At 60.9% G+C, this 23,783-nt stretch carries 21 protein-coding genes; 10 read left to right on the forward strand and 11 right to left on the reverse strand.

Annotation, left to right across the window (positions count from 1 at the left end; all coding sequences use genetic code 11):
• Positions 1 to 11: 11 nt before the first annotated feature.
• The 3 genes from choV to PRJ_RS01380 all read right to left on the reverse strand — a co-directional run bounded on the left by choV (position 12) and on the right by PRJ_RS01380 (position 3,064).
• Positions 12 to 1,190, reverse strand: a complete 1,179-nt coding sequence (gene choV, locus PRJ_RS01370) for a choline ABC transporter ATP-binding protein (RefSeq protein WP_010951660.1) — start codon at positions 1,188 to 1,190, stop codon at positions 12 to 14.
• Positions 1,187 to 2,035, reverse strand: a complete 849-nt coding sequence (gene choW / locus PRJ_RS01375) for a choline ABC transporter permease subunit (protein WP_172830946.1) — start codon at positions 2,033 to 2,035, stop codon at positions 1,187 to 1,189. Before choW ends, choV begins: the two co-directional genes overlap by 4 nt.
• Before the next feature lie 81 nt (positions 2,036 to 2,116).
• The gene (locus PRJ_RS01380) at positions 2,117 to 3,064 is read right to left on the reverse strand and encodes a choline ABC transporter substrate-binding protein (RefSeq protein WP_104960619.1); all 948 of its coding nucleotides are present in this window, start codon (positions 3,062 to 3,064) and stop codon (positions 2,117 to 2,119) included.
• A 452-nt stretch (positions 3,065 to 3,516) separates the two neighbouring features.
• On the opposite strand from PRJ_RS01380, the gene PRJ_RS01385 reads away from it, so the two are divergent.
• A complete protein-coding gene (locus PRJ_RS01385; protein WP_010951662.1) occupies positions 3,517 to 4,893 on the forward strand; it encodes an L-serine ammonia-lyase in 1,377 nt (458 codons plus the stop codon).
• Positions 4,894 to 5,395: 502 nt separating this feature from the next.
• A complete protein-coding gene (locus PRJ_RS01390; RefSeq protein WP_104960620.1) occupies positions 5,396 to 6,502 on the forward strand; it encodes a GlxA family transcriptional regulator in 1,107 nt (368 codons plus the stop codon).
• Between the two features lie 118 nt (positions 6,503 to 6,620).
• On the opposite strand, the gene PRJ_RS01395 is transcribed toward PRJ_RS01390, so the two are convergent.
• Positions 6,621 to 6,878 carry a hypothetical protein gene (locus PRJ_RS01395; RefSeq protein WP_003255717.1) on the reverse strand — a complete coding sequence of 86 codons (258 nt, stop codon included), beginning with the start codon at positions 6,876 to 6,878 and terminating at the stop codon, positions 6,621 to 6,623.
• A gap of 338 nt (positions 6,879 to 7,216) precedes the next feature.
• Between PRJ_RS01395 and PRJ_RS01400 the strand changes: the two genes are divergently transcribed.
• Complete coding sequence (locus PRJ_RS01400; protein WP_104960621.1) at positions 7,217 to 8,797, forward strand: zinc-dependent metalloprotease family protein; 1,581 nt, start codon at positions 7,217 to 7,219, stop codon at positions 8,795 to 8,797.
• Positions 8,798 to 8,896: 99 nt separating this feature from the next.
• On the opposite strand, the gene PRJ_RS01405 is transcribed toward PRJ_RS01400, so the two are convergent.
• The 4 genes from PRJ_RS01405 to choX form a co-directional block, all read right to left on the reverse strand.
• On the reverse strand, positions 8,897 to 9,367 hold the full coding sequence (locus tag PRJ_RS01405) for a thioesterase family protein (RefSeq protein ID WP_104960622.1): 471 nt from the start codon (positions 9,365 to 9,367) through the stop codon (positions 8,897 to 8,899).
• Between the two features lie 10 nt (positions 9,368 to 9,377).
• Complete coding sequence (locus PRJ_RS01410; RefSeq protein ID WP_020193114.1) at positions 9,378 to 10,343, reverse strand: L-carnitine dehydrogenase; 966 nt, start codon at positions 10,341 to 10,343, stop codon at positions 9,378 to 9,380.
• A gap of 162 nt (positions 10,344 to 10,505) precedes the next feature.
• Positions 10,506 to 11,390, reverse strand: coding sequence for a 3-keto-5-aminohexanoate cleavage protein (locus tag PRJ_RS01415; protein ID WP_064490896.1), 885 nt, complete (start codon positions 11,388 to 11,390; stop codon positions 10,506 to 10,508).
• 123 nt (positions 11,391 to 11,513) lie between these two features.
• Positions 11,514 to 12,458, reverse strand: a complete 945-nt coding sequence (choX, locus tag PRJ_RS01420) for a choline ABC transporter substrate-binding protein (protein ID WP_014589378.1) — start codon at positions 12,456 to 12,458, stop codon at positions 11,514 to 11,516.
• A gap of 144 nt (positions 12,459 to 12,602) precedes the next feature.
• On the opposite strand from choX, the gene PRJ_RS01425 reads away from it, so the two are divergent.
• A complete protein-coding gene (locus PRJ_RS01425; protein ID WP_011953245.1) occupies positions 12,603 to 13,550 on the forward strand; it encodes a GlxA family transcriptional regulator in 948 nt (315 codons plus the stop codon).
• A gap of 3 nt (positions 13,551 to 13,553) precedes the next feature.
• On the opposite strand, the gene PRJ_RS01430 is transcribed toward PRJ_RS01425, so the two are convergent.
• The 3 genes from PRJ_RS01430 to PRJ_RS01440 form a co-directional block, all read right to left on the reverse strand.
• On the reverse strand, positions 13,554 to 14,171 hold the full coding sequence (locus PRJ_RS01430) for a hypothetical protein (protein ID WP_104960623.1): 618 nt from the start codon (positions 14,169 to 14,171) through the stop codon (positions 13,554 to 13,556).
• Between the two features lie 73 nt (positions 14,172 to 14,244).
• The gene (locus PRJ_RS01435) at positions 14,245 to 14,937 is read right to left on the reverse strand and encodes a hypothetical protein (protein WP_020193117.1); all 693 of its coding nucleotides are present in this window, start codon (positions 14,935 to 14,937) and stop codon (positions 14,245 to 14,247) included.
• 138 nt (positions 14,938 to 15,075) lie between these two features.
• Positions 15,076 to 15,492 (reverse strand): lysozyme inhibitor LprI family protein, encoded by a 417-nt coding sequence (locus PRJ_RS01440; RefSeq protein ID WP_104960624.1) that lies wholly within the window; start codon positions 15,490 to 15,492, stop codon positions 15,076 to 15,078.
• Between the two features lie 285 nt (positions 15,493 to 15,777).
• On the opposite strand from PRJ_RS01440, the gene PRJ_RS01445 reads away from it, so the two are divergent.
• The 6 genes from PRJ_RS01445 to PRJ_RS01470 all read left to right on the forward strand — a co-directional run bounded on the left by PRJ_RS01445 (position 15,778) and on the right by PRJ_RS01470 (position 23,581).
• On the forward strand, positions 15,778 to 16,755 hold the full coding sequence (locus PRJ_RS01445; RefSeq protein ID WP_003255700.1) for a dipeptidase: 978 nt from the start codon (positions 15,778 to 15,780) through the stop codon (positions 16,753 to 16,755).
• A gap of 75 nt (positions 16,756 to 16,830) precedes the next feature.
• Positions 16,831 to 17,361, forward strand: coding sequence for a DUF5943 domain-containing protein (locus tag PRJ_RS01450; RefSeq protein ID WP_003255698.1), 531 nt, complete (start codon positions 16,831 to 16,833; stop codon positions 17,359 to 17,361).
• A 15-nt stretch (positions 17,362 to 17,376) separates the two neighbouring features.
• The gene (gene dgcA / locus PRJ_RS01455) at positions 17,377 to 19,437 is read left to right on the forward strand and encodes a dimethylglycine demethylation protein DgcA (RefSeq protein ID WP_003255697.1); all 2,061 of its coding nucleotides are present in this window, start codon (positions 17,377 to 17,379) and stop codon (positions 19,435 to 19,437) included.
• Positions 19,438 to 19,615: 178 nt separating this feature from the next.
• Positions 19,616 to 21,568, forward strand: coding sequence for a dimethylglycine demethylation protein DgcB (gene dgcB / locus PRJ_RS01460; RefSeq protein WP_104960625.1), 1,953 nt, complete (start codon positions 19,616 to 19,618; stop codon positions 21,566 to 21,568).
• Positions 21,568 to 22,800 (forward strand): electron transfer flavoprotein subunit alpha/FixB family protein, encoded by a 1,233-nt coding sequence (locus tag PRJ_RS01465; RefSeq protein ID WP_104960626.1) that lies wholly within the window; start codon positions 21,568 to 21,570, stop codon positions 22,798 to 22,800. Before dgcB ends, PRJ_RS01465 begins: the two co-directional genes overlap by 1 nt.
• Positions 22,801 to 22,810: 10 nt before the next feature.
• The gene (locus PRJ_RS01470; RefSeq protein ID WP_003255694.1) at positions 22,811 to 23,581 is read left to right on the forward strand and encodes an electron transfer flavoprotein subunit beta; all 771 of its coding nucleotides are present in this window, start codon (positions 22,811 to 22,813) and stop codon (positions 23,579 to 23,581) included.
• Positions 23,582 to 23,783: the final 202 nt, after the last annotated feature.

A 23,783-nucleotide genomic window follows, 5' to 3' on the forward strand; every position in this document is an offset into this window, starting at 1 on the left:
CCCCAATTGCCTCAACCGTGGTTCTTGCCGAGCAGCGCGTGATAAAGCTCGGTATCCCCGAGTATCCCCACCACCCTGTCGTTATCCTGCAGCACCAGCTTGTTGCCGGTTTGATAACGAATCTGCAGTGCCTCACGCATGCCGATGTCGGCGTGCACCACGGTCGGCCTGCGCTCCAGCAGCTCCACATCTTGCCCCGGTGCCCATTTCTGCATGTCCAGCCCGTTCTGGCCTTGGCGTGCACGCTTGAGCGCGCCGCCTTCGCCAAGGTCCAGCCACGAATCGATACCTGGGTCCAGGCACACCGAGCCATTGACCCGCTTGCAGTTGTCCAAGCTGCGCATCAGGCTGCGCCCGCACAGCACGTTCAGCGGGTTGGTATGGGCGACGAAGGTGCGCACGTATTCGTCAGCCGGGTTCAGCACGATCTCCTCCGGCTTGCTGTACTGGATGATCCGACCGTCTTTCATGATCGCAATGCGGGTACCCAGTTTCAGCGCCTCGTCCAGGTCATGGCTGACGAACACGATGGTTTTGCTCAGCTTGGCCTGCAGGCCAAGCAGCTCATCTTGCAGGCCCTGGCGGATCAGTGGATCCAGGGCCGAGAACGGTTCGTCCATCAGCAAGATGTCGGCATCCATCGCCAGCGCCCGGGCCAGGCCCACGCGCTGCTGCATGCCGCCAGAAAGCTCATCCGGCTTCTTGTTGCGCCACTGGGTCAGGCCCACCAGCTCAAGCTTCTCGTCGACCAGCTTGCGCCGTTCCTTTTCCGGGCGACCCTGCATTTCCAGGCCGAAGCTGATGTTCTCGCGCACCGTCAGCCAAGGCATCAGGGCAAACTTCTGGAACACCATGGCAATGCGCTTGGTGCGCATCATCTTCAGCTCGGCCGCGGAGCAGTTGGCAATGTCGATGTGCTTGCCTTCGTGCTCGACGAACAACTTGCCACGGCTGACGGTGTTGAGGCCGTTGATGCAGCGCAGCAGGCTCGACTTGCCCGAGCCGGACAAGCCCATCAGCACGCAGATCTCGCCTTTGTTGATATCGAGGTTGGCCTTTTCGACACCCACCACCAGGCCGGTCTGCTTGAGGATCTGCTCGCGGGTCTGGCCTTGGTCCAGCAGCGCCAGTGCCTCGCGCGGCTTGTTGGAGAAGATGACGTCGACGTCTTCGAAACGAATGATGCTCATGCCTCACCCCTTACCGGCAGTTCCGGTTGCTTGCAGATACGGTCGAGCATGATTGCCAGCAGCACGATCGCCAGGCCCGCTTCGAAGCCCAGGGAGATATCGGCGGTGTTCAGTGCGTTGACCACAGGTTTGCCCAGGCCATCAGCGCCAACCAGGGCGGCAATGACCACCATCGACAGCGACAGCATGATGCATTGAGTGACACCGGCGGCGATGCTTGGCATCGCGTGCGGCAGTTCGATACGGGTAAGCAGCTGACGACGCGAGCAGCCAAAGGCCTTGCCGGCGTCCATCAACTCTTGCGGCACGTCGCAGATGCCCAGGTAGGTCAGGCGAATGGGCGCGGCAATGGCGAACACCACGGTGGAGATCAGCCCCGGCACCACGCCCAGGCCGAACAGGGTCAGGGTAGGGATCAGGTAGACGAAGGTGGGCACCGTCTGCATCAGGTCGAGCACCGGGCGCATGGCGGTATAGAACATCGGCTTGTGCGCGGCGAGGATGCCCAGTGGCACGCCGATCACCACACATACCACCGTGGCGAAGGTCACCTGCGCCAGGGTCTCCATGGTTTCCTGCCAGTAACCCAGGTTGAGGATCAGCAGGAACGACAGGGCGACAAATGCGGTCAGTGCCCACTTGCGCTGGATGAAATGCGCCAGGGCGGCGAACAGGGCGATAAGCACGAACGGGTTGAAGAAAGTCAGGGCGCTGGTGACGCCATGGATCATGAACTCCAGGCCTTGCGCGATGGCGTCGAAGTAATTCGCGCCGTTCTGGGTCAGCCATTCGACGAACGACGCGATGTACTGGCCCAGGGGTATTTTCTGATCGATAAGCATGATAGCGAGCTTCCACCTGCATAGATTGAAATCAACCCGGGGCAGGCACGGTCCTGCCCCGAGGTAGCGCTACTGCGTAGTTCGTTATTGCGTAAGCTTGGCCTTGACCGCCTCCAGGCCAGGTTTGCCATCCACGGTGGTAACGCCGGCCAGCCAGGCATCCAGCTTGCCTGGGTTGTCCTTGATCCATTTCTTGGCGGCGGCTTCGGGTTTCATCTTGTCGTCCAGGACATAGCCCATCATGGTGCTTTCATCCTTGAGCTCGAACGACAGGTTCTTAAGCAGTTGGCCAACGTTGCTGCATTCCTGCGTATATCCCTTGCGGGTGTTTGTCAGCACGGTCGCCTTGCCGAAGTCGGGGCCGAAGAATTCGTCCCCGCCGGTCAGGTACTGCATCTTGAAGCGGGTGTTCATCGGGTGTGGCTCCCAGCCCAGGAACACCAAGGCCTCGCCGCGTTTCTGCGCGCGATCAACCTGCGACAGCATGCCCGCCTCGCTGGACTGCACGATCTTGAAACCGGCGTCCTTCAAGCCAAAGGCGTTCTTGTCGATCATGCTCTGGATGGTGCGGTTGCCGTCGTTACCCGGTTCGATGCCGTAGATCTTGCCGTTCAGTTCCTTCTTGAACTTGGCAATGTCGCTGAAATCCTTCAGGCCCTTGTCGTACAGCGCCTGGGGGACTGCCAGGGTGTACTTGGCGTTTTCCAGGTTGGCGCGCACGGTTTCTACCGTGCCGGCATCGCGGTACTGCTTGATGTCGTTCTCCATGGTCGGCATCCAGTTGCCGAGAAACACGTCCAGGTCCTTGCCGGTGGCCAGCGACTTGTAGGTCACCGGTACCGAGATCATGGTGGTGTGGGTTTTGTAACCCAGGGCTTCGAGCACAACGCTGGTGGTCGCGGTCGTGACTGTGATGTCGGTCCAGCCGACATCGGAGAAGCGTACAGTCTGACATTGCTCGGGTTCGGCTGCTTGGGCCAGCAATGGCGCGGACAGTAACGCAACCAGCAACAGCGAGGGTGAACCTTTCATGGATGGACTCCTGAGATATTGTCTTCGGGTTCGCGTGGGTCGCCGGGCTTTCTGAGGGTCCGGTCGACCAGGCCTGCAGAGGGCAGGATGCGTGGCCGTGCTTTACGAGTCGCTTTCGATAATCCTCCAGCGCCGGGCAATCGCCTACTGGTGGGGTCGTATCCAGTACGGAACGGGTCGTATCCAGTATGGGCGATGTCGCTTATGGATTTTTCCACCCCCTCGCGCGCATTTTTGCGTCACCAGGCCGCTGGAAAACGGCGCGGTGGGCGCAGTTCCTGGTTGAAAACAGCGCGGCGCTGCTGGACAAAAGTACGTCGGTTGCAGACGGCGAGGTGGGCGGTAAAAGCCCGATGATGCTGGCATTCAAGGCGGCCCGCTGTTTGAGACTAGCAGCTACCCCGCCCTGCGCATGGCGCGCAGAGACAAGCCCAGCAAGAGGTGATTCGACAATGGCCATCAGCGTGTTCGACCTGTTCAAGATCGGTGTCGGGCCCTCCAGCTCCCACACCGTCGGCCCCATGCGTGCTGGCGCCCTGTTCGTTCAGGGCCTGCGAGAACGCGGTGAGCTGGAGCGTGTAAAACGGATCGAAGTGCGCCTGTATGGCTCGCTGTCGGCCACCGGTATCGGCCATGGCACCGACAACGCCACCATCATGGGCCTGATGGGCGAGTGGCCTGACGCCATTGACCCGACCCAGATCGTGCCGCGTATCGCCGACCTGCGCGAAACCAACACCCTGCAGCTGGATAGCCGCTTGCCCATCGAGTTTGTCTGGGCCCGCGACATGCTGCTGTTGGACGAGAACCTGCCCTATCACCCCAACGCCATGACCCTGATTGCCGAAGGCGAGCAGGGCGAGTTGCACCGCGACACCTATTACTCGGTGGGCGGCGGCTTTGTGGTCGATGCAGCCCAAGCCGCCAGCGGTGTGCTGGATGCTGACCAGACAGTGCTGCCGTACGACTTCAACAGCGCCGCCGAACTGCTGCGGCTGTGCAAGCAAAACGACCTCAGCGTGTCGCAATTGATGATGGCCAACGAGAAGGTCTGGCGCAGCGAGGAAGACATCCGCGCTGGCCTGCACAAGCTCTGGGAAGCCATGCAGGAATGCGTCAACAACGGCCTCAAGTACGAGGGCACGCTACCCGGCGGGCTGAACGTGCGCCGCCGCGCCGCCAAGCTGCACCGCAGCCTGCAGGAAATCGGCAAGCCCAACGTGATCGGCTCGACCATGAGTGCCATGGAATGGGTCAACCTGTTCGCCTTGGCGGTCAATGAAGAAAACGCCGCCGGTGGGCGCATGGTGACCGCGCCTACCAACGGCGCGGCGGGCATCATCCCGGCAGTGCTGCATTACTACATGCGATTCAGCGATGCGGTGGATGAGTCCAGCGTTGTCGATTACTTCCTGGCTGCCGCCGCTGTGGGCATCCTGTGCAAGAAGAACGCTTCGATCTCTGGTGCCGAAGTGGGCTGCCAGGGGGAAGTCGGCTCGGCCTGCGCGATGGCCGCAGCGGGGCTTGCCGAAGTGCTCGGCGCCACCCCGCCACAGGTTGAGAACGCCGCTGAAATTGCCCTGGAACACAACCTTGGCCTGACCTGCGACCCGGTGGGCGGGTTGGTGCAAGTGCCCTGCATCGAGCGCAACGCGATTGCTGCGGTGAAGGCCATCAACGCGGTGCAGATGGCGTTGCGCGGCGATGGTGAGCACTTCATTTCCCTCGACCAGGTAATCCGCACCATGCGCGATACCGGCGCCGATATGCACGACAAGTACAAAGAGACCTCGCGCGGCGGCCTGGCGGTCAGCGCTATCGAGTGCTGATTTCCTGAACTGACCTTCTGGGCCTCTTCACGGGCAAGCCCGCTCCTACAGGAACTGTGCAAATCCCTGTAGGAGCGGGCTTGCCCGCGAAGAGGCCCTTGAGGCTGATGCAGGTGCAACACAACCGCCTATGCCTCTTTATGGTGCGGTGATGGGCGGCCCGCCTACCGATCGTCGGATGTCGCGATCAGTGTAGGCGTTGTCGGTGACACTTAAAGGTGTCGCTTCTGGGAAACCCACGCGGCGCGTGTCACTAAACTGCTCAACCGTTACAGGCAACGCGCTAGCTCGCCTGTTCTGGACGACTGGCCAACACGATGCAAGCACTTGAATTGCCCCATAAAGGCGTCGTTTTCAGGTTTTTTTGGATGGCCGTTCAAGTTTAGGCACGGCGTTTGCGTTGAGATTGGCAAGCCTACCCCCGGAAAATGACCGAGGGGTCATAACAAGAAGTAAGTGCCCGCCTGAGGCACACCCTGCATTTGTGTGAGGAGAAATCGCGATGACGTCGTACACCTCCGGGAATCCAACCCAGAACCGCACAGCACCCCAGTCCATCGGGTTTCTTCTATTGGACAATTTCACCCTGATTTCCCTGGCATCGGCGGTCGAGCCGCTGCGCATGGCCAACCAGCTGTCTGGTCGTGAGCTGTATCGCTGGCACACGCTGACCATCGATGGCGGCCAGGTGTGGGCCAGCGATGGTCTGCAAATCACACCGGATGCTGCCATCAGCAATGCTCCGCCTATCGACACCGTGATTGTCTGTGGTGGTGTTGGCATCCAGCGCTCCGTCACCCGTGAACACGTCACCTGGCTGCAAGCCCAGGCCCGTCAGTCGCGCAGGCTGGGCGCCGTGTGCACCGGCAGTTGGGCACTGGCCTGCGCCGGCCTGCTCGACGGCTTCGATTGCAGCGTGCACTGGGAATGCCTGGCCGCAATGCAGGAAGCCTTCCCGCGGGTGAACATGAGCACCCGCCTGTTCACCCTTGACCGCAACCGCTTCACCAGCTCCGGTGGCACCGCGCCGCTGGACATGATGCTGCACCTGATCAGCCGTGATCACGGCCGCGAGCTGTCGGCGGCGATCTCCGAGATGTTCGTCTACGAGCGTATTCGCAACGAGCAGGACCACCAGCGTGTGCCGCTCAAGCACATGCTTGGCACCAACCAGCCGAAGTTGCAGGAAATCGTCGCGCTGATGGAGGCCAATCTTGAGGAACCGATCGACCTGGACGAACTGGCGGTCTATGTGTCGGTTTCGCGACGTCAGCTGGAGCGTCTGTTCCAGAAGTACCTGCACTGCTCGCCGTCGCGCTACTACCTGAAGTTGCGCCTGATCCGGGCGCGGCAGCTGCTGAAGCAGACGCCGATGTCGATCATCGAAGTGGCATCGGTGTGCGGCTTCGTGTCGACCCCGCACTTCTCCAAGTGCTATCGCGAGTACTTCGGTATTCCGCCGCGTGACGAGCGTGTGGGCTCCAACACCGCACAGCAGGTAGCCATGATGCCGATTCCGCAGGCCATGACCCTGTCGCCACACAGCGGGCCGATGGCGGCCCTGAGCCAGGCGCGCAATGAGTCGACATTTGCCAGTGTAAGGCTCTGATACCGCGCCGGCCTCTTCGCGGGCACGCCCGCTCCCACAGGTCACCCGCTGAACTGAGCCAGCGGTGATCTGTGGGGGCGGGCTTGTTCCGCGAAGGGGCCGGGCCTGGGTAAAAGAATTACGCGCGTTTGTTGAACTGCGCCAACGCTGGCAACAGTTGCTTGTCGATGGCCTGGCGCACCGCAGGCAGGATCGTCGCACTACCGGTGTACATCTGCTCCACCATCCCCTTCAGCGCCCGCGCATTGGGCTCGGTCAGCCCACGAACCACCGCTTCACACGCCTGTTCGGCACTGGCCCCGGCAGGAATATCGAAACCGCGCGCGCGCAGGTGGCCGGCGAGGTCGTCCTGATCAATCAAATCCGCATGCATCATGGCTGTTGTCCCTTTTATCGCTAAGAGAGTGCTGCTGTGATTTACGACCGATTCTGTGACGTGCGCGACAGCCTCGCAAGGACAGAATGTCGGCATGGCTGCTTTGGCTAAGAACAGGTCGTTTACGACTAAATCCCCTGCCAGGCAAGCACGCACACTGAAGCCATTCACGGTACAGAGGGTTTGGTCACCCTCGCTCACACGCAGTGGATGTTGCTCGCTCTTGGCCCCGGTAGCTCACGGCTTTCCGGGGTTATTTTTTTGCAACTGTTATTTATGTCAGTTGTTGGGAATCGATGCCCGTGGTCCAGTAAAGCTCCGATAGCTGGAGCATGAACATGAACCGGAAACAATTGAAATTCTGCTTGCTAGGTGCTGTGTTTCTTTTTGGAGGATGCACCGCTTCGGACCCTACAAACTATCTCGACAGTTCGGCGGATACGCTGTTTCAGATCAAGCCAGACCAGAACCTCGCCGCCCTTGAGCGGCAATCGGGTACTGACCAGTATTTGAAGCTTTTGTTGAGTGTGGCAGAAGACGCTGAAGTTAAGGAAGTGCAGGTCAATCCTGGGCTTGTATCGAAAGATACGGCGATGCTATCAATGCCTCTGACTGACGGCCGAACGGTGAGTTTCAAGTTGTCAAGAAGCGATAGTGTTGCTTCGGGAATGGTAGGGTGGGTTGGCGATTTGCCTTCCAATCGCAGACAACTCTACCCCTCACCTGCGGAAATCGATATGGATCCGCTCAACTGGGTTTCGTTAGTGAGTGACGGCAACCTGGTCGTTGGGGATGTCCGGGTGGATGGGCAGCTCTACCGGTTAACGGCGGTTGGCAAAGGCCAACAAGTCTTGGTCAAGGTGGATGAATCTAAATTACCACCAGAAGCAGCGCCGATAGCTGTTCCTGTGCAAGCGCAGGCAAAAACCAAGTCACTCAGTACGTCTCAGTCGCCAAAAAGCACTATTAGGGTGCTATTCGTTACAACGCAGCAGTCGAGGGCCACGTTTCCGAATTACAAGCTCGAATTGGCTCAGGCGTTACAGAACGCCAACCAATACTTGATTAATAGTAAAGTCGATGCCGTGTACGAGCTGTCGAATATTTACGACTCTGACTACGATGAAACAGGCAAAGAACCCAGTACTCAGCTTAATGATATGATAGCCGATAGACCATTAGGGGCGAAAATTCATATCGAACGTGAAAAAGTGCGCGCCGATCTGGTATCTATGCTTTCTACGTATAGTATTTACTGCGGTATAGCGAAGATGCCAGCGTACAGGGAGACGGCTTTCTCGTCCATTAGTTGCTTTGGTGCGTTAGGCCACGAATTAGGGCATAACATGGGGGCTATGCATAGTGACGAGTTTCCCGATAAGGACATACCCGCTTACGCTTATGGGTACAAGCATACATCGCCAAATTTTCATACGCAGATGCGAACGTCGCATGGCGCCATCCCCTATCATTCAAACCCGCGGTTGCAGTATCAAGGGGTTCCTATGGGTACGGTAGATAAAAATGATGTGGCGCGGACTTTGAATGAAAATCGGGACACTGTTGCCAATTTTTATCCGGACCCTGCTCATCGCGTTCGTTTGTGGTTGTATGGGGCGAACCGGGGTTGCTTCATTGATTTGAAACCGGGTGAACAAGCCCTGCTCTCATGGTATACCGAATGCAAAGATAATAATGTCGATCCCGTACGGGTTGAGGTAAAAGACTTTTACAGTGGCTCAATCCCGAGAAAATTATGCTTCGCCAACATTTTGTATACGGTAAAGAGCTGCTATACGGGAAGTAACTTCTCTGGGGACTTCCTCATCACGAGTGTGCATTCTGGCGGTGGGAAACCAGAAGGGTTCAAATTTACAAGAAGGCTGATAGGGCCAGTCTATAGAGTGTCATACGAGTGATCGTTTTGGTTGTTCGCTTCTGTTCTGTCTGATAGTTGCGAGTGAAGGCGCCAGGGTGCTTCGTATCTATGGAGACCTTGGCGCCAGCTCCCTGATCCTTCAAGAAGGAAGTTTTAGGGTGCGCCCGATGTATTGCGGCGCCGGCGTCCCCTCCTGTTGCTCTACCAAGTGATTCAATTGGCAAACAGTCGCGTGCCCAAAAGGCGCTGACTGCGGCCCCGCCAGGTCCACGTGCAGTAACATCTGCTCGCTCGCCGCCAGCACCTCGTCGAACCCTGCCCGGTGCAGGCTGTGATACACATGAAGACGCTTACGATCAACGCCGAGGATCTGTGTCTGCACCCACACCTCGGTGCCCAGCTTCACCTCGTGCAGATAATTGATATGCGCCTCCAGCGTGAACAGCGAATTACCGCTTTGCCCGCGGCTATCGGCGTCCAGGCCAATGCGCTCCATGAGGGCATCGGTCGCGTAGCTGAAGATCAGCAGGTAGAAGGCATCGCGAAGGTGCCCGTTGTAATCGACCCAGTCCTCTTGGACCGTGGTGCGGTAGGTGATCAGAGCGGGCATCTTGGCCTCCTTAATCGCTGAATGACAGGCCGTGGCTGGCCTTGCTGGTTTTCACCGCTTCGAGCACCGCCAACAAGGTATCGTCACGGTAGCGTTCCAGTGCAGCGATACTGCGCTCGCCCTGTTGCTCCGAGGTGCCGCTCACCACATCGTCGATCAGCTTGTCGGTCAGTTCCGGTGCTGGCAGGTACGTCCAGGGCAGCTTCAGGGCAGGGCCGAACTGTGACATGAAGTGGCGCATGCCGGCATCGCCACCGGCCAGGGTATAGGTCAGAAACGTGCCCATGAACGACCAGCGCAAGCCTGCGCCGAAGCGAATCGCGTCGTCGATTTCGCCCGTGGTGGCAACGCCGTCGTTGACCAGGTGCAAGGCCTCGCGCCAGAGCGCTTCGAGCAGGCGGTCGGCGATGAAGCCTGGCACTTCCTTGCGCACATGCAGCGGGCGCATGCCGAGTGCGGTGTAGATGGTTTTGGCAGCTTCAATGGCCTCGGGTGAGGTGCGGCTACCGCCGACGATCTCGACCAGCGGCAGCAGGTAAACCGGGTTGAACGGGTGGCCGACGACGCAGCGTTCAGGGTGAGTCGACGACTCGTAGAACTCGCTGGGCAACAGGCCCGAAGTGCTTGAGCCGATGATTGCGTCAGGCTTGGCTGCGGCGCTGATTTTGGCGTGCAGGTCGAGCTTGAGGTCCAGGCGCTCTGGTGCGCTTTCCTGGATGAAATCGGCGTTGCGCACGCATTCCTCGATGGTTGCCACGAACTTCAGGCGGTCTTGCGATGCGCCAGGGGCCAGGCCTTGTTTTTCCAGTGCCGGCCAGGCGTTGGCGACACGTTTGCGCAGTGCCTGTTCGGCGCCGGGCGCCGGGTCCCAGGCCACCACATCCAGGCCATGGGCCAGGGCGCGGGCGACCCAGCCGCTGCCGATCACGCCGCTACCCAGGGCGGCGAAGGTTTTGATTTCAGTGATAAAGGGCATAGCTAGTCCTCAGGGTAAAACACAGTCATCAGGGTTCATGGCTAACCCTGTGGGAGCGGGCATGCCCGCGAACACCGGTACGGCCGGTGCCATCCATCGCGTTGCCTGCTTCGCGGGCACGCCCGCTCCCACAGGGTCTTCGGCGCATTTGCGATCGTTGAATCAGCGGCGCTTGAGGTTCATTTTTTCCCGGCCTTCTGCCGGGCTGAGCACGCGGCCACCCATGCGGGTGATGATCTCGCTGGCGCGTTCCACCAGTTGGCCATTGCTGGCCAGCACGCCACGGTCCAGATACAAGTTGTCTTCCAGGCCCACCCGCACATTCCCGCCGAGCAACACGGCCTGCGCGGCCATGGGCATCTGCATGCGGCCGATGCCGAAGCCGGCCCAGGTGACGTTGGCAGGCAGGTTGTCGACCATAGCCTTCATGGTGGTGGTGTCGGCAGGTGCGCCCCACGGGATGCCCAGGCACAGCTGGAACAACGGGTCTTCGAGCAGGCCTTCCTTCATCATTTGCTTGGCGAACCACAGGTGGCCGGTGTCGAAGATTTCCAGCTCGGCCTTCACCCCCAGTTCGGTAATGCGCTTGGCGCCGGCGCGCAGTTGGGCCGGGGTGGACACGTAGATCGAGTTGCCATCGCCGAAGTTGAGGGTGCCGCAGTCGAGGGTGCAGATTTCCGGCAACAGTGCTTCGACATGGGCCAGGCGCTCCAGCGGGCCGATCAGGTCGGTGCCCGAACCGAACGCCAGCGGCGTTTCCCCCGGGCCGATTTCCAGGTCGCCGCCCATGCCGGCGGTGAGGTTGACGATGATGTCCACGTCGGCTTCGCGGATACGCTCCATGACTTCGCGGTAGAGGTTTACATCACGGCTGAAACGGCCGGTCTGCGGGTCGCGGACGTGGCAGTGGACCACGGTGGCGCCGGCCTTGGCAGCCTCTACGGCGGATTCGGCGATCTGTTTGGGGGTGACCGGGACCAGGTGGCTTTTCGAGGCGGTGTCGCCGGCACCGGTGAGGGCGCAGGTGATGATGACGTCGTGGTTCATGGTGCAGTTCCTTGTGATGTCTGTGTTGGCTTTTTCGCGGGCATGCCCGCTCCCACAGGATCAATGTGATCCCGAGTGTGGCGCTGTACCTGTGGGAGCGGGCGTGCCCGCGAAAGGGCCCTGTCAGTTGGCGGTAAGCTTGAGGTTGTCCGCAGCCGGCTTGCCATCGAAGGTGGTCACACCCTCAAGCCAGCGGGCTTTGTCCTCGGGGTGGTCCTTGAGCCACTGGCGGGCCGATTCCAGCGCATCCTTGTGGTCGAGCAGTGGCTGCATCATGCGGCTCTCGTCCTCGGCGCTGAACTTCAGGTTGGCCAGCAGGCGGTGGGCATTGGGGCAGCGTTCGGCATAGTCCGGCGCCGTCACCGTCCACACCGTCGCACGGCCTTCGTCAGGCCCAAGCGCATCCTGGCTGTCACCCAGGTAGGCCATGTCGATGTTCACGTTCATCGGATGCGGCGCCCAGCCGAAGAACACCACGGCCTCCTTGCGCCGCACCGCGCGGTCGACGGCGGCGAGCATGCCGGCCTCGCTGGACTCGACCAGCTGGAACTTGCCCAGGTCGAACTGGTTCTTGGTGATCATTGCCTTGATCTGGGTGTTGGCGCCGGAACCCGGTTCGATGCCATAGATCTTGCCGCCCAGCTCCTTCTCGAACTTGTGGATGTCGGCGAAGGTCTTCAGGCCCTTGTCGTAGAGGTATTTCGGCACGGCCAAGGTGGCGCGCGCGTCCTCCAGGCTTGGCTTGTCCAGCACTTTGACCTGGTTGGCATCGACGAACGGGGTAATGGTCTGGGTCATGATCGGGTTCCAGTAACCCAGGAACATGTCCAGGCGTTTGTCGCGTATGCCGGCGAAGATGATCTGTTGCGAGGCACTGGTCTGTTTGGTCTGGTACCCCAGGCCGTCGAGCAGTACCTGGGCCATGGCGCTGGTGGCAATGACGTCGGTCCAGTTGACCACGCCAAGGCGCACGTTTTTGCAGGCGGCGGGCTCGGCGGCGAAAAGCGGGGTGGCGACGATGCTGCTCAGGGCAAGGGGCAACAGGCTGCGGCGGATCAAGCTGTGCATGGTGGCTCTCCATCGGCAGTGCATATTGTTATTGAGGGCGGCCTCTGCGGACCGTGTGAATACGCTACGCTGGCGGTACCTTGCCCAAGCGCACGCTAGCGACAGGAATTAGCACCGGGGCGACCAGTTTCTGTGGAGGAGGGGATGATGGAGACGATTGCCTTTCTGTTGGTGCCCGGCTTTTCTGCCATGGGGTTCATTTCGGCGGTGGAGCCACTGCGGGTGGCCAATCGTTTTGGGGGGCAGTTGTACCGGTGGCAGGTGCTTAGCCTGGACGGTGAGGCGGTGCTGGCGAGCAATGGCATGTCGATCAATGCCGATGCCGCCTTGGGGGAGGGCGAGCCGGCCAACATCCTGCTGGTGGTCGCGGGCTTCGAACCACTGGCCAATGTCGCACCCAAACTGCTGCATGCGTTGCGCCGGCTCAACCACGAAGCTGTCATGCTCGGTGGCATCGATACGGGCGCGATGGTGCTGGCCGAGGCAGGGCTGCTCGAGGGCTACCGGGCGACATTGCATTGGGAGGCGCTTGAGGCATTCAAGGAACGCTATCCAGGCCTTCAAGCCACCCAGGAGCTGTTCGAGATTGACCGCAGCCGCATCACCTGTGCCGGCGGAACGGCCTCGATCGATTTGATGCTGCACCTGATTGCCCAGTCTCACGGCAGCGAACTGGCGGTCAAGGTGTCCGAGCAGTTCGTGCTGGGTCGTATCCGTCAGCGCCAGGACCACCAGCGCATGCAGATCGGTGCACGTTATGGCATCAGTAACAAGAAGCTGGTCCATGCCATTGGCGAAATGGAAAAACACATCGAGCCACCGCTGAGTACGCTGGAACTGGCTGCCGCGATCAAGGTGACAAGGCGTCAACTGGAGCGTTTGTTTCGCATGCACCTGGATGCAACACCGAGCGGTTTCTATCTCGGGTTACGGCTGGACAAGGCGCGCCAGCTGTTGGCCCAGACCGACATGTCGGTGACTGAAGTCAGCCTTGCGTGCGGGTTTGAACTGCCATCCTATTTCACGCGGCGCTACAAGCTGAGGTTTGGACGGTGCCCGCGGGAAGAGCGACGGCCCAGCGGTACAAAGTGAGCTTCAATCCAGTTCACGCTCGAGAATGGCCCTTAGCTTTTCGCGATTCCTTGCTTGCAGATCCTTGCGAAGCGGGGCGAAACCCGCTGCATTGAAGCGTGCACCCAGGTGATCGAATATCAGGTTCAACTTTCTGGTGGGCTCGATCGGGTCGGTAATGCAGTAGGCATAGAACAGGATCGCAACCGGGACCTGGTCCCCTTCATGGTCCATTTCGATACTGAGATGTGAAGAGGCGTTCATGACGGTGAAGGTACGCGTACCTGCCGACTGCAGAGCGGCTTGAACATTTTCGTCGAGGCTCTTGAACCAAGGCCCTTTTTCGCGCGGTGGGGGTAGAAAGCCACTGTACACATCGCTTAATGCAAGCAAGTGCGGCTCATACACAATGGTTTTATGTGTATGTTCGAGCAGGGTGAATTTCAATGATTGCAAGGTGGCGATAGCGACAGTGAACCATTGCTGAGGCTGGGTTTCCATCGAGTATTTTTCATTGGCTACTGCTTGCGAATAACGCAGGCATAGCTGCAAATCTTCCCATGTATCGAGTGTCAGCCAGGGCGCAGGCTTGATGCTTAGCCGCTCCTCGAATATTCGGGTGTCCAGGCTCGTATCGTCCATGTGGCATTGCTCCTCGATGGATGCAGATGACCAGAACCGGGTACCAGCGCGCTCTGGTACCCGGCCTCGCTAATCAGATAGCGAGAAACGCGCCGAGGTCGCCTTTGATCTTCTCATTCACAAGGTCACGCGCAGCGTCGAAGTGACGAACGCTGAACGTGCCTTGTTGCGAAGCGCGATAGACGCGGGTAGAGGTTTTGTCCACCTTGCGGGTCAGGGCGCCTTCACGCTCGACTTTCGAGTCGTAGCTGGCCTGGAAGCTGGTCATGTGCATCGCAGGCAGGCCTTGTGGCGTCATTTCGCACTGGGCGACCACGAAGTTGCTCGATTTGCCGGTTTCGCTATGGCTGTGCTTTTCCAGGTGCGCCTTGACTTCCGGTTTCTGCACGACAATTTGCAGAACACGCCGGGCGCAGGCGGCGCGACGAGGGTCCGCGGAGACGCTGATGGTGACGGACTTGGTGATCAGCTCTGCCAGGGTCAGGTTGTCCTCATCAATGGCATCTTCGGCATGTGCTGCGCCCGTCATGGTCCAGCCAAACTTGATCAGGCCATCGTTGTAGAAGTTGTACCACTCGCGCTGCTGGGTTTCCTTGTCGAACTTCTTGTTGGCCAGTTCGGTCATCAAGCGCATGCCGGCCAGGATGTCTTCTGCAATGTTGGCAGGCACATTGTCAGCGAAGATGCAGATGGTCTGGCCGGTAGCGGCTACGCGCTCTTGACCCTCTTTGCGGATTTTTTCCATTTCAACTTTGATGTCAGCCACTTTGTAATTCCTTGATAGTTGTGAGTTCCAAGACACACATGGTGAGCACGTGGTCTGAGGGCACTATCGAGCAATTACGCAGGGGGCATCAGCGGCATGTTGTTCCTCTGGAGTTGATCCTTCACTCGCGCGTGCTGATCAATCTTCGGGTGCCGGCTCGTCACTGTTTTGCGAGCCCAGGCTGCGCAAATACTCCGCCCGCTCATCGCTGCGCTGTGCAATGCAGCTGTTCCAGGCGATCTGGTAGGCGTTGCTGCCGGGTTGTTCAGCATGGGTTTCGACCTTGCAGTCTGCATCGCGCAGTTGGCTCCAGACTTTCTCGGCTGCCTCTATTCGCGACATCAGGCCTGCCTCGTCGCCAAACTGATCACGCATGCGCTCGATCAGGTCGTCATAGGCCGACTGCAGCTCACGCTCGGCGACCTGCTTGTTGAATGCTGCACAGGCGAAGGTTTGCTGGTCGGTCTCCACATTGTCGCAAGGTGTGCTTTCTTCCTCACCGGCCTGGGCCCCGCTCACGATGGCCAGCAGCACCAGCCATGCCATTGATTTCATCCGTTTTCTCCTCAACAGGCTGTCGAATCGCAGGGATTCTCGCTCAGCCAGAGGTCAGGTGGTAGCTCCCTGACCAAATGTTCATGTACCGGCCGCGAATGTCGTTATCGAGACTGTCTCTCATCCCCGGAACACGCGCCAGACGCGCTCTTGTCGCGCATTGACGCTTTCGGCAAACCCCCTGTCGTTTTTGCACCGGGGCGCCTCGGGGCACAGGCATATGCTGGCCTCAAAGCGCCGGCAGAAGGTTTGGCGCGACCCAACTCTATAAAAGGGGACAGCCTGATGAGCCCAGCCGAACTACACGCCGACAGCATCGTCATCGATGGCCTGATCATCGCCAAATGGAACCGCGAGCTGTTCGAAGACATGCGCAAAGGCGGTCTCACTGCGGCCAACTGCACGGTGTCGGTCTGGGAAGGGTTCAAGGCTACCGTCGACAACATCGCGTCCAGCCAGAAGCTGATCCGCGACAACAGCGACCTGGTGATGCCGGTGCGCACCACCGCCGACATCCGCAAGGCCAAGGAGCTGGGCAAGACCGGCATCCTCTTCGGCTTCCAGAACGCCCATGCGTTCGAGGACCAGATTGCTTATGTGGACGTGTTCAAGCAGCTGGGCGTGGGCATCGTGCAGATGTGCTACAACACCCAGAACCTGGTGGGCACCGGCTGCTACGAGCGTGACGGCGGGCTGTCCGGCTTCGGTCGCGAGATCGTTGCCGAGATGAACCGTGTCGGCATCATGTGCGACCTGTCCCACGTCGGCTCCAAGACTTCCGAAGAAGTCATCCTCGAATCGAAAAAGCCGGTGTGCTACTCGCACTGCCTGCCCTCGGGCCTGAAAGAGCACCCGCGCAACAAGTCGGACGAAGAGCTGAAGTTCATCGCCGATCACGGCGGTTTCGTCGGCGTCACCATGTTCGCGCCGTTCCTGGCCAAAGGCATTGACTCGACCATCGATGACTACGCCGAGGCCATCGAGTACACCATGAATATCGTCGGTGAAGACGCCATCGGTATCGGTACCGACTTCACCCAGGGTCACGGCCAGGACTTCTTCGAATACCTGACCCATGACAAGGGCTACGCCCGCCGTCTGACCAACTTCGGCAAGATCATCAACCCGCTGGGCATTCGCACCGTCGGCGAATTCCCCAACCTCACCGAGACCTTGCTCAAACGCGGCCATTCCGAGCGCGTGGTGCGCAAGATCATGGGCGAGAACTGGGTAAACGTCCTCAAGGATGTCTGGGGCGAGTAAGCCGCTCTCCAAGCCTGATAGCCCCTGCCAGCAACGCCGGGGCACCCACAAAAAATTTTATGGAGTTGAGTTTCCATGGCCAAAATCGCCCCGCAATTGCCAATCGAAGTCGACAGCGAGACCGGTGTCTGGACCAGCGACGCCTTGCCGATGCTGTATGTGCCTCGGCATTTCTTCGTCAATAACCATATGGGCATCGAGGAAGTGCTGGGCGCCGACGCCTATGCCGAGATCCTCTACAAGGCTGGCTACAAGTCTGCCTGGCACTGGTGTGAAAAAGAGGCCGAGTGCCATGGCCTGGAAGGCGTGGCGGTGTTCGAGCACTACATGAAGCGCCTGAGCCAGCGTGGCTGGGGCCTGTTCGAGATCCAGGATATCGACCTGGATAAAGGTACCTGCAGCGTCAAGCTCAAGCACTCTGCGTTCGTGTACGTCTATGGCAAGTGCGGCCGCAAGGTCGACTACATGTTCACCGGCTGGTTCGCTGGCGCGATGGACCAGATTCTCGCTGCCCGCGGCAGCAAGATCCGCACCGTGGCCGAGCAGGTCTATGGCGGGTCGGAAGAAGGCCACGAAGATGGCCTGTTCGTTACAAAGCCGTTGTAAGCCGGAGATAGCGTCATGGCATTCGAAGCAATGTTCCAGCCGATCCAGATCGGCAAACTGACCATCCGCAACCGTGTGCTCAGCACCGCGCATGCCGAGGTCTACGCCACTGACGGCGGCATGACTACCGACCGCTATGTGAAGTACTACGAAGAGAAGGCCAAGGGCGGCATCGGCCTGGCCATCTGTGGCGGCTCGTCGGTGGTGGCCATCGACAGCCCGCAGGAATGGTGGGCATCGGTCAACCTGTCGACCGACCGCATCATCCCGCACTTCCAGAACCTTGCCGACGCCATGCACAAGCATGGCGCCAAGATCATGATCCAGATTACCCACATGGGCCGTCGCTCGCGTTGGGACGGCTTCAACTGGCCGACGCTGATGTCGCCATCGGGCATTCGCGAACCTGTACACCGCGCCACCTGCAAAACCATCGAGGTGGAAGAGATCTGGCGGGTAATCGGCAACTACGCGCAGGCTGCGCGTCGCGCCAAAGAGGGTGGCCTGGACGGCGTGGAATTGTCGGCGGTGCACCAGCACATGATCGACCAGTTCTGGAGCCCGCGGGTCAACAAGCGTACCGACGAATGGGGCGGCACCTTTGAAGGCCGCATGAAATTCGGCCTGGAAGTACTGAAAGCCGTGCGCGCCGAAGTGGGTGACGACTTCTGCGTGGGCATGCGTATCTGCGGTGACGAGTTCCACCCTGATGGCCTCAGCCACGAGGACATGAAGCAGATCGCTGCCTACTACGACGCCACTGGCATGCTCGACTTCATCGGCGTGGTCGGCTCGGGTTGCGATACCCACAACACCCTGGCCAACGTCATCCCCAACATGAGCTACCCGCCGGAGCCGTTCCTGCACCTGGCGGCCGGTATCAAGGAAGTGGTCAAGGTCCCGGTGCTGCACGCGCAGAACATCAAAGACCCGAACCAGGCCACGCGCATCCTTGAAGGCGGCTACGTGGACATGGTCGGCATGACCCGTGCGCACATGGCCGACCCGCACCTGATCGCCAAGATCAAGATGGGCCAGATCGACCAGATCAAGCAGTGCGTCGGTGCCAACTACTGCATCGACCGCCAGTACCAGGGCCTGGATGTGCTGTGCATCCAGAACGCCGCGACCTCCCGTGAGTACATGGGTGTGCCGCACATCATCGAGAAGACCACCGGCGTCAAGCGCAAGGTGGTGGTGGTTGGCGCAGGCCCTGCCGGCATGGAAGCGGCCCGCGTGGCTGCTGAACGCGGCCACGACGTGACCCTGTTCGAGAAGAGGGACCAGATTGGCGGGCAGATCACCATTGCCGCCAAGGCCCCGCAGCGTGACCAGATTGCCGGTATCACACGCTGGTACCAGCTTGAGCTGGCTCGCCTGAAAGTCGACTTGCGCCTGGGCACTGCCGCTGATGTGGCCGCCATCCAGGACCTGCGCCCGGACGTCATCGTGCTGGCCGTAGGTGGACACTCGTTCCTGGAGCAGAACGAGCACTGGGGCGCCGCTGAAGGGCTGGTGGTCAGCAGCTGGGATGTGCTCGATGGCAAGGTAGCGCCGGGCAAGAACGTGCTGGTGTACGACACCATCTGCGAATTCACCGGTATGTCGGTCGCCGACTTCATCGCCGACAAGGGTAGCCAGGTCGAGATCGTCACCGACGACATCAAGCCAGGTGTGGCCATGGGTGGTACCACCTTCCCCACCTACTACCGCAGCATGTACCCCAAAGAAGTGATTATGACCGGCGACATGATGCTGGAAAAGGTCTACCGCGAAGGCGACAAGCTGGTGGCGGTACTGGAGAACGAATACACCGGCGCCAAGGAAGAGCGCGTGGTCGATCAAGTCGTGGTTGAAAACGGCGTGCGTCCTGACGAAGAGCTGTACTACGCGCTCAAGGAAGGTTCGCGCAACAAGGGCCAGATCGACGTGGAGGCGCTGTTCGCCATCAAGCCACAGCCGATCCTCAGCCAGCCGGGCGAAGGCTACCTGCTGTACCGCATCGGCGACTGCGTGGCCCAGCGCAACGTGCATGCGGCGATCTACGACGCCTTGCGCCTGTGCAAGGACTTCTGATCGTTAACAGTCGCCGCCATCGGGCGCGATCCCTGTAGGAGCGGGTTTACCCGCGAATGCGTCAGCACTGACAACACTGTTGCCTGACCGGACGCATTCGCGGGTGAACCCGCTCTTACATGGGGCCAGTCTCGCCCTCTGGTCGGCGCAAGAATCCAGCTGTTTGTGGGAGCCTCCCATGTTGAACACCCTTCTACCCATCCTGCTGTTCGCTGCCCTTGGCCTGGCAGTGCTCGGTGCCTTGCGCCGGGTGCGCATGTGGCGCCGTGGCCGGCCGTCCAAGGTCAACCTGATCGGCGGCCTGCTGGCCATGCCGCGCCGCTACTTGGTGGACCTGCACCACGTGGTTGAGCGCGACAAATACATGTCCAAGACCCACGTGGCCACTGCGGGCGGCTTTGTGCTGTCTGCTGTCCTGGCCATTCTGGTGCATGGTTTTGGCCTGCAGAGCAAGATCCTCGGCTACGCACTGCTGATCGCCACGGTGATCATGTTCACCGGTGCCATCTTTGTCTTCAAACGCCGCCTCAACCCGCCCTCTCGCCTGTCCAAGGGCCCGTGGATGCGCCTGCCGAAGAGTTTGCTGGCGTTCGCCGTGAGCTTCTTCATTGCCACCCTGCCGGTCGCCGGAATCCTGCCGGCCAACACCGGTGGTTGGGTGATGGTCGCCGTTCTGGGCCTGGGCGTGTTGTGGGGTGTGTCGGAGCTGTTCTTTGGCATGACCTGGGGCGGCCCGATGAAGCACGCCTTCGCCGGTGCCTTGCACCTGGCCTGGCACCGCCGTGCCGAACGCTTCGGCGGCGGCCGCTCCACCGGCCTCAAGCCGCTGGACCTGGAAGACCCGAACGCGCCCCTTGGCGTGGAAAAGCCGGTGGACTTCACCTGGAACCAGCTGCTGGGCTTCGATGCCTGCGTGCAGTGCGGTAAATGTGAAGCCATGTGCCCGGCCTTTGCCGCTGGCCAGCCGTTGAACCCGAAAAAACTCATCCAGGACATGGTCATCGGCCTTGCCGGTGGCACTGACGCGCAATTCGCCGGTAGCCCATACCCTGGCAAACCAATCGGCGAACACGGCGGCAATCCACACCAGCCGATCGTCAATGGCCTGGTCGACGCCGAGACGCTGTGGTCCTGCACCACCTGCCGTGCCTGCGTCGAGGAGTGCCCGATGATGATCGAGCACGTCGATGCCATCGTCGACATGCGCCGCCACCTCACCCTGGAAAAGGGCGCCACCCCGAACAAGGGCGCCGAGGTGCTGGACAACCTGATCGCCACCGACAACCCCGGCGGCTTCGCCCCCGGCGGGCGCATGAACTGGGCTGCCGACCTTAACCTGCAGCTGCTGTCTGAAGTGAAAGCGACCGAAGTGTTGTTCTGGGTCGGTGATGGTGCCTTCGACATGCGTAACCAGCGCACTTTGCGTTCGTTTGTCAAAGTATTGAAAGCCTCGGGCGTGGACTTCGCCGTACTCGGCCTGGAAGAGCGCGACAGCGGCGACGTGGCGCGCCGCCTGGGCGATGAGGCAACCTTCCAGCAACTGGCCAAGCGCAACATCCAGACCCTGGCCAAGTACAAGTTCCAGCGTATCGTCACCTGCGATCCGCACAGCTTCCATGTGCTGAAGAACGAATACGGCGCCCTGGGCGGTGACTACCAGGTGCAGCACCACAGCACCTACATCGCCGAACTGATCGCGGCCAAGAAGCTGAACCTGGGCCAGCACAAGGGCGGCAGCGTCACCTACCACGATCCGTGCTACCTGGGCCGCTACAACGGCGAGTACGAAGCCCCGCGCGAAGTGCTCAAGGCGCTGGGTATCGAGGTGCGCGAGATGCAGCGCTCGGGCTTCCGTTCCCGTTGCTGCGGTGGTGGTGGCGGTGCGCCGATCACTGACATCCCTGGCAAGCAGCGTATTCCCGATATGCGCATGGACGACATCCGTGAGACCGAGGCCGAGCTGGTAGCCGTGGGTTGCCCGCAGTGCACCGCCATGCTTGAAGGCGTGGTCGAGCCGCGCCCACAGATCAAGGACTTGGCCGAACTGGTGGCCGACGTGCTGATCGAGGAGGACGCATCCACTGTCCCAAAGCCGCAAACGGCTAAACGTGAACCTGCGGAGGTGCACTGATGAGCGACATTATCCGCCGCGATCCACGCGCCGAGTGGATCGCCCGTAACCGTCTGCACCCGCTGCATGCCGCGATGCAGACGCAACAGACCAGCTGGATGGGGCCCAACGGCATCATCCGCAAGAACCCACATGCGATTGCCGCAGGCTTTGTCGGCCCGGCCGGCATCAAGCGCATCGACCGCAGCGGCGCCCAGCAGGGCACCGGCGCGGGCGGGCGGCGCACGGCAGCAGCCGAGGTCAAGTTGCCACTGCACCAGGTGGCGGCGCCGGCGTTCTACATTGCCGTCGTGCCGGACATGGTCGGCGGCCGCCTGAGCAGCCACGACCGCGACCTGCTTGGCCTGGCCCACAGCCTGGCCGGCAGCGACGGGGCGGTGCTGGCCGTGGTGTTCAACGAGCACAAGGAAAGCAACTTTTCCACAGCCGGTGTCGATCGCCTGCTGGTTATCGAAGGCGAGGCCTTTGAAGGTTATGCACCGGAGCAACTGGTGCAAGGCCTGCGGGCTGTGGATAACCAGTTCGCGCCGCGCCACTGGCTGCTGCCTGACAGCCGCACCGGTGGCGGCGAACTGGGTCGGCGCCTGGGCGCCGCGCTGGGCGAGCGCCCGGCAACGCGGGTATGGCAGGTCAAGGACGGCCAGTGCATCGGCCGCGCCGGTGCCGGCCAGCAAGACCTGCAACGCACTGTGCCGCGCCTGATCCTGGCGGCGGCCGAGTGCGCCGAACCGGTCAGCGAAACCCGTCACGAAGCGCTGCCGGTGGAGTTGTCCACAAGCGTGGCACGCAGCCTGCCGCGCATCGAAGACCTTGGCTCGGTGGCCGTCGACCCGGCCACCATTGCCATGGCCGAAGCGGAGTTCATCGTCTCGGGCGGCAACGGTGTCAAGGACTGGGACCTGTACCACAAGGCCACCGCAGCCCTCGGCGCTACCGAAGGTGCCTCGCGGGTGGCGGTGGACGACGGCTTCATGCCGCGCAACCGCCAGGTGGGGGCTACCGGCACCTGGGTTACCGCGCGTGTCTACGTGGCTGTGGGTATCTCGGGTGCGATCCAGCACCTGCAGGGTATCGGTGCCTGCGACAAGGTGGTGGCGATCAACATGGATCCGGGCTGCGACATGATCAAACGGGCTGACCTGTCGGTGATTGGCGACAGCTCGGCGATTCTCAAGGCGCTGATCGAGGCTGTGGACAACTACCGCAGCGGCGGCCAGCGCGACGCGGCATAAGGGCACGAGCATGAGTACGAAAGTGATCAGCCTGGTTTCCATTGGTGCCCACCCCAGCTCTGGCCGCGCCCGCCGCGCCGAGCAGGATGCCCGTGCCGTGGAGTTGGGTTTGCAGCTGGCTGGGGATAACTTGCAGGTGGTGCATGCGGGCGATCCACAGGAAGAGGCCTTGCGCGCTTACCTGGGCATGGGCCTGGACCACCTCGACGTGCTGGAGCAACCGGCCGGGGCCGATGTGCTGGGCGTGCTGGGCGATTATCTGCGCGACGCCGGGGCCCAACTGGTGCTGACCGGCAGCCAGGCCGAGACTGGCGAGGGATCGGGCATGTTGCCGTTCCTGCTGGCCGAAAAGCTCGGCTGGCCGCTGATTGTCGGGCTGGCTGAGGTGGAGTCGATCGACAACGGCACCGCGCAGGTATTGCAGGCCCTGCCGCGTGGTCAGCGGCGTCGGCTGAAGGTACGTCTGCCATTGCTGGCGACTGTGGATAACGCTGCGCCCAAGCCGCGCCAGAGCGCTTTTGGGCCTGCGCGCCGGGGGGTATTGGCGGCGCGTAACGTGGCCATTGTCGAAGATGAGCTGTTGGCTGAAGCCGAGCTGCAACCGGCCCGTCCAAGGCCCAAGCGTTTGAAGGTGATCAAGGCCAAGAGCGGCGCCGACCGCATGAAGGCCGCGACGGCCAAGGCCAGTGGCGGTGGTGGCAAGGTGCTGAAGGACGTTTCGCCGCAGGAAGGCGCTGAGGCGATCCTCAAGCTGCTGGTGGAAGAGGGCGTATTGCGCTGAGTCCCGTGGGAGCGGCCTGTGTGACGCGATGGGCCGCTTAGCAGCCCTGACAATCCTGAGCCAGACTCGAGATCCTGGGGCCCGCTGCGGCCCCTGCGACACAATTCATAGCCCAGTCCCCTGTGTATAAGTTATTCACTTCCCCCCTCACATGCCTGGATTCCAGCAAACTGGCCGAATGTCAGGTACGCTCCGTTTTGCC

It is taken from the genome of Pseudomonas sp. XWY-1, assembly GCF_002953115.1.
GTDB lineage: Bacteria > Pseudomonadota > Gammaproteobacteria > Pseudomonadales > Pseudomonadaceae > Aquipseudomonas > Aquipseudomonas alloputida.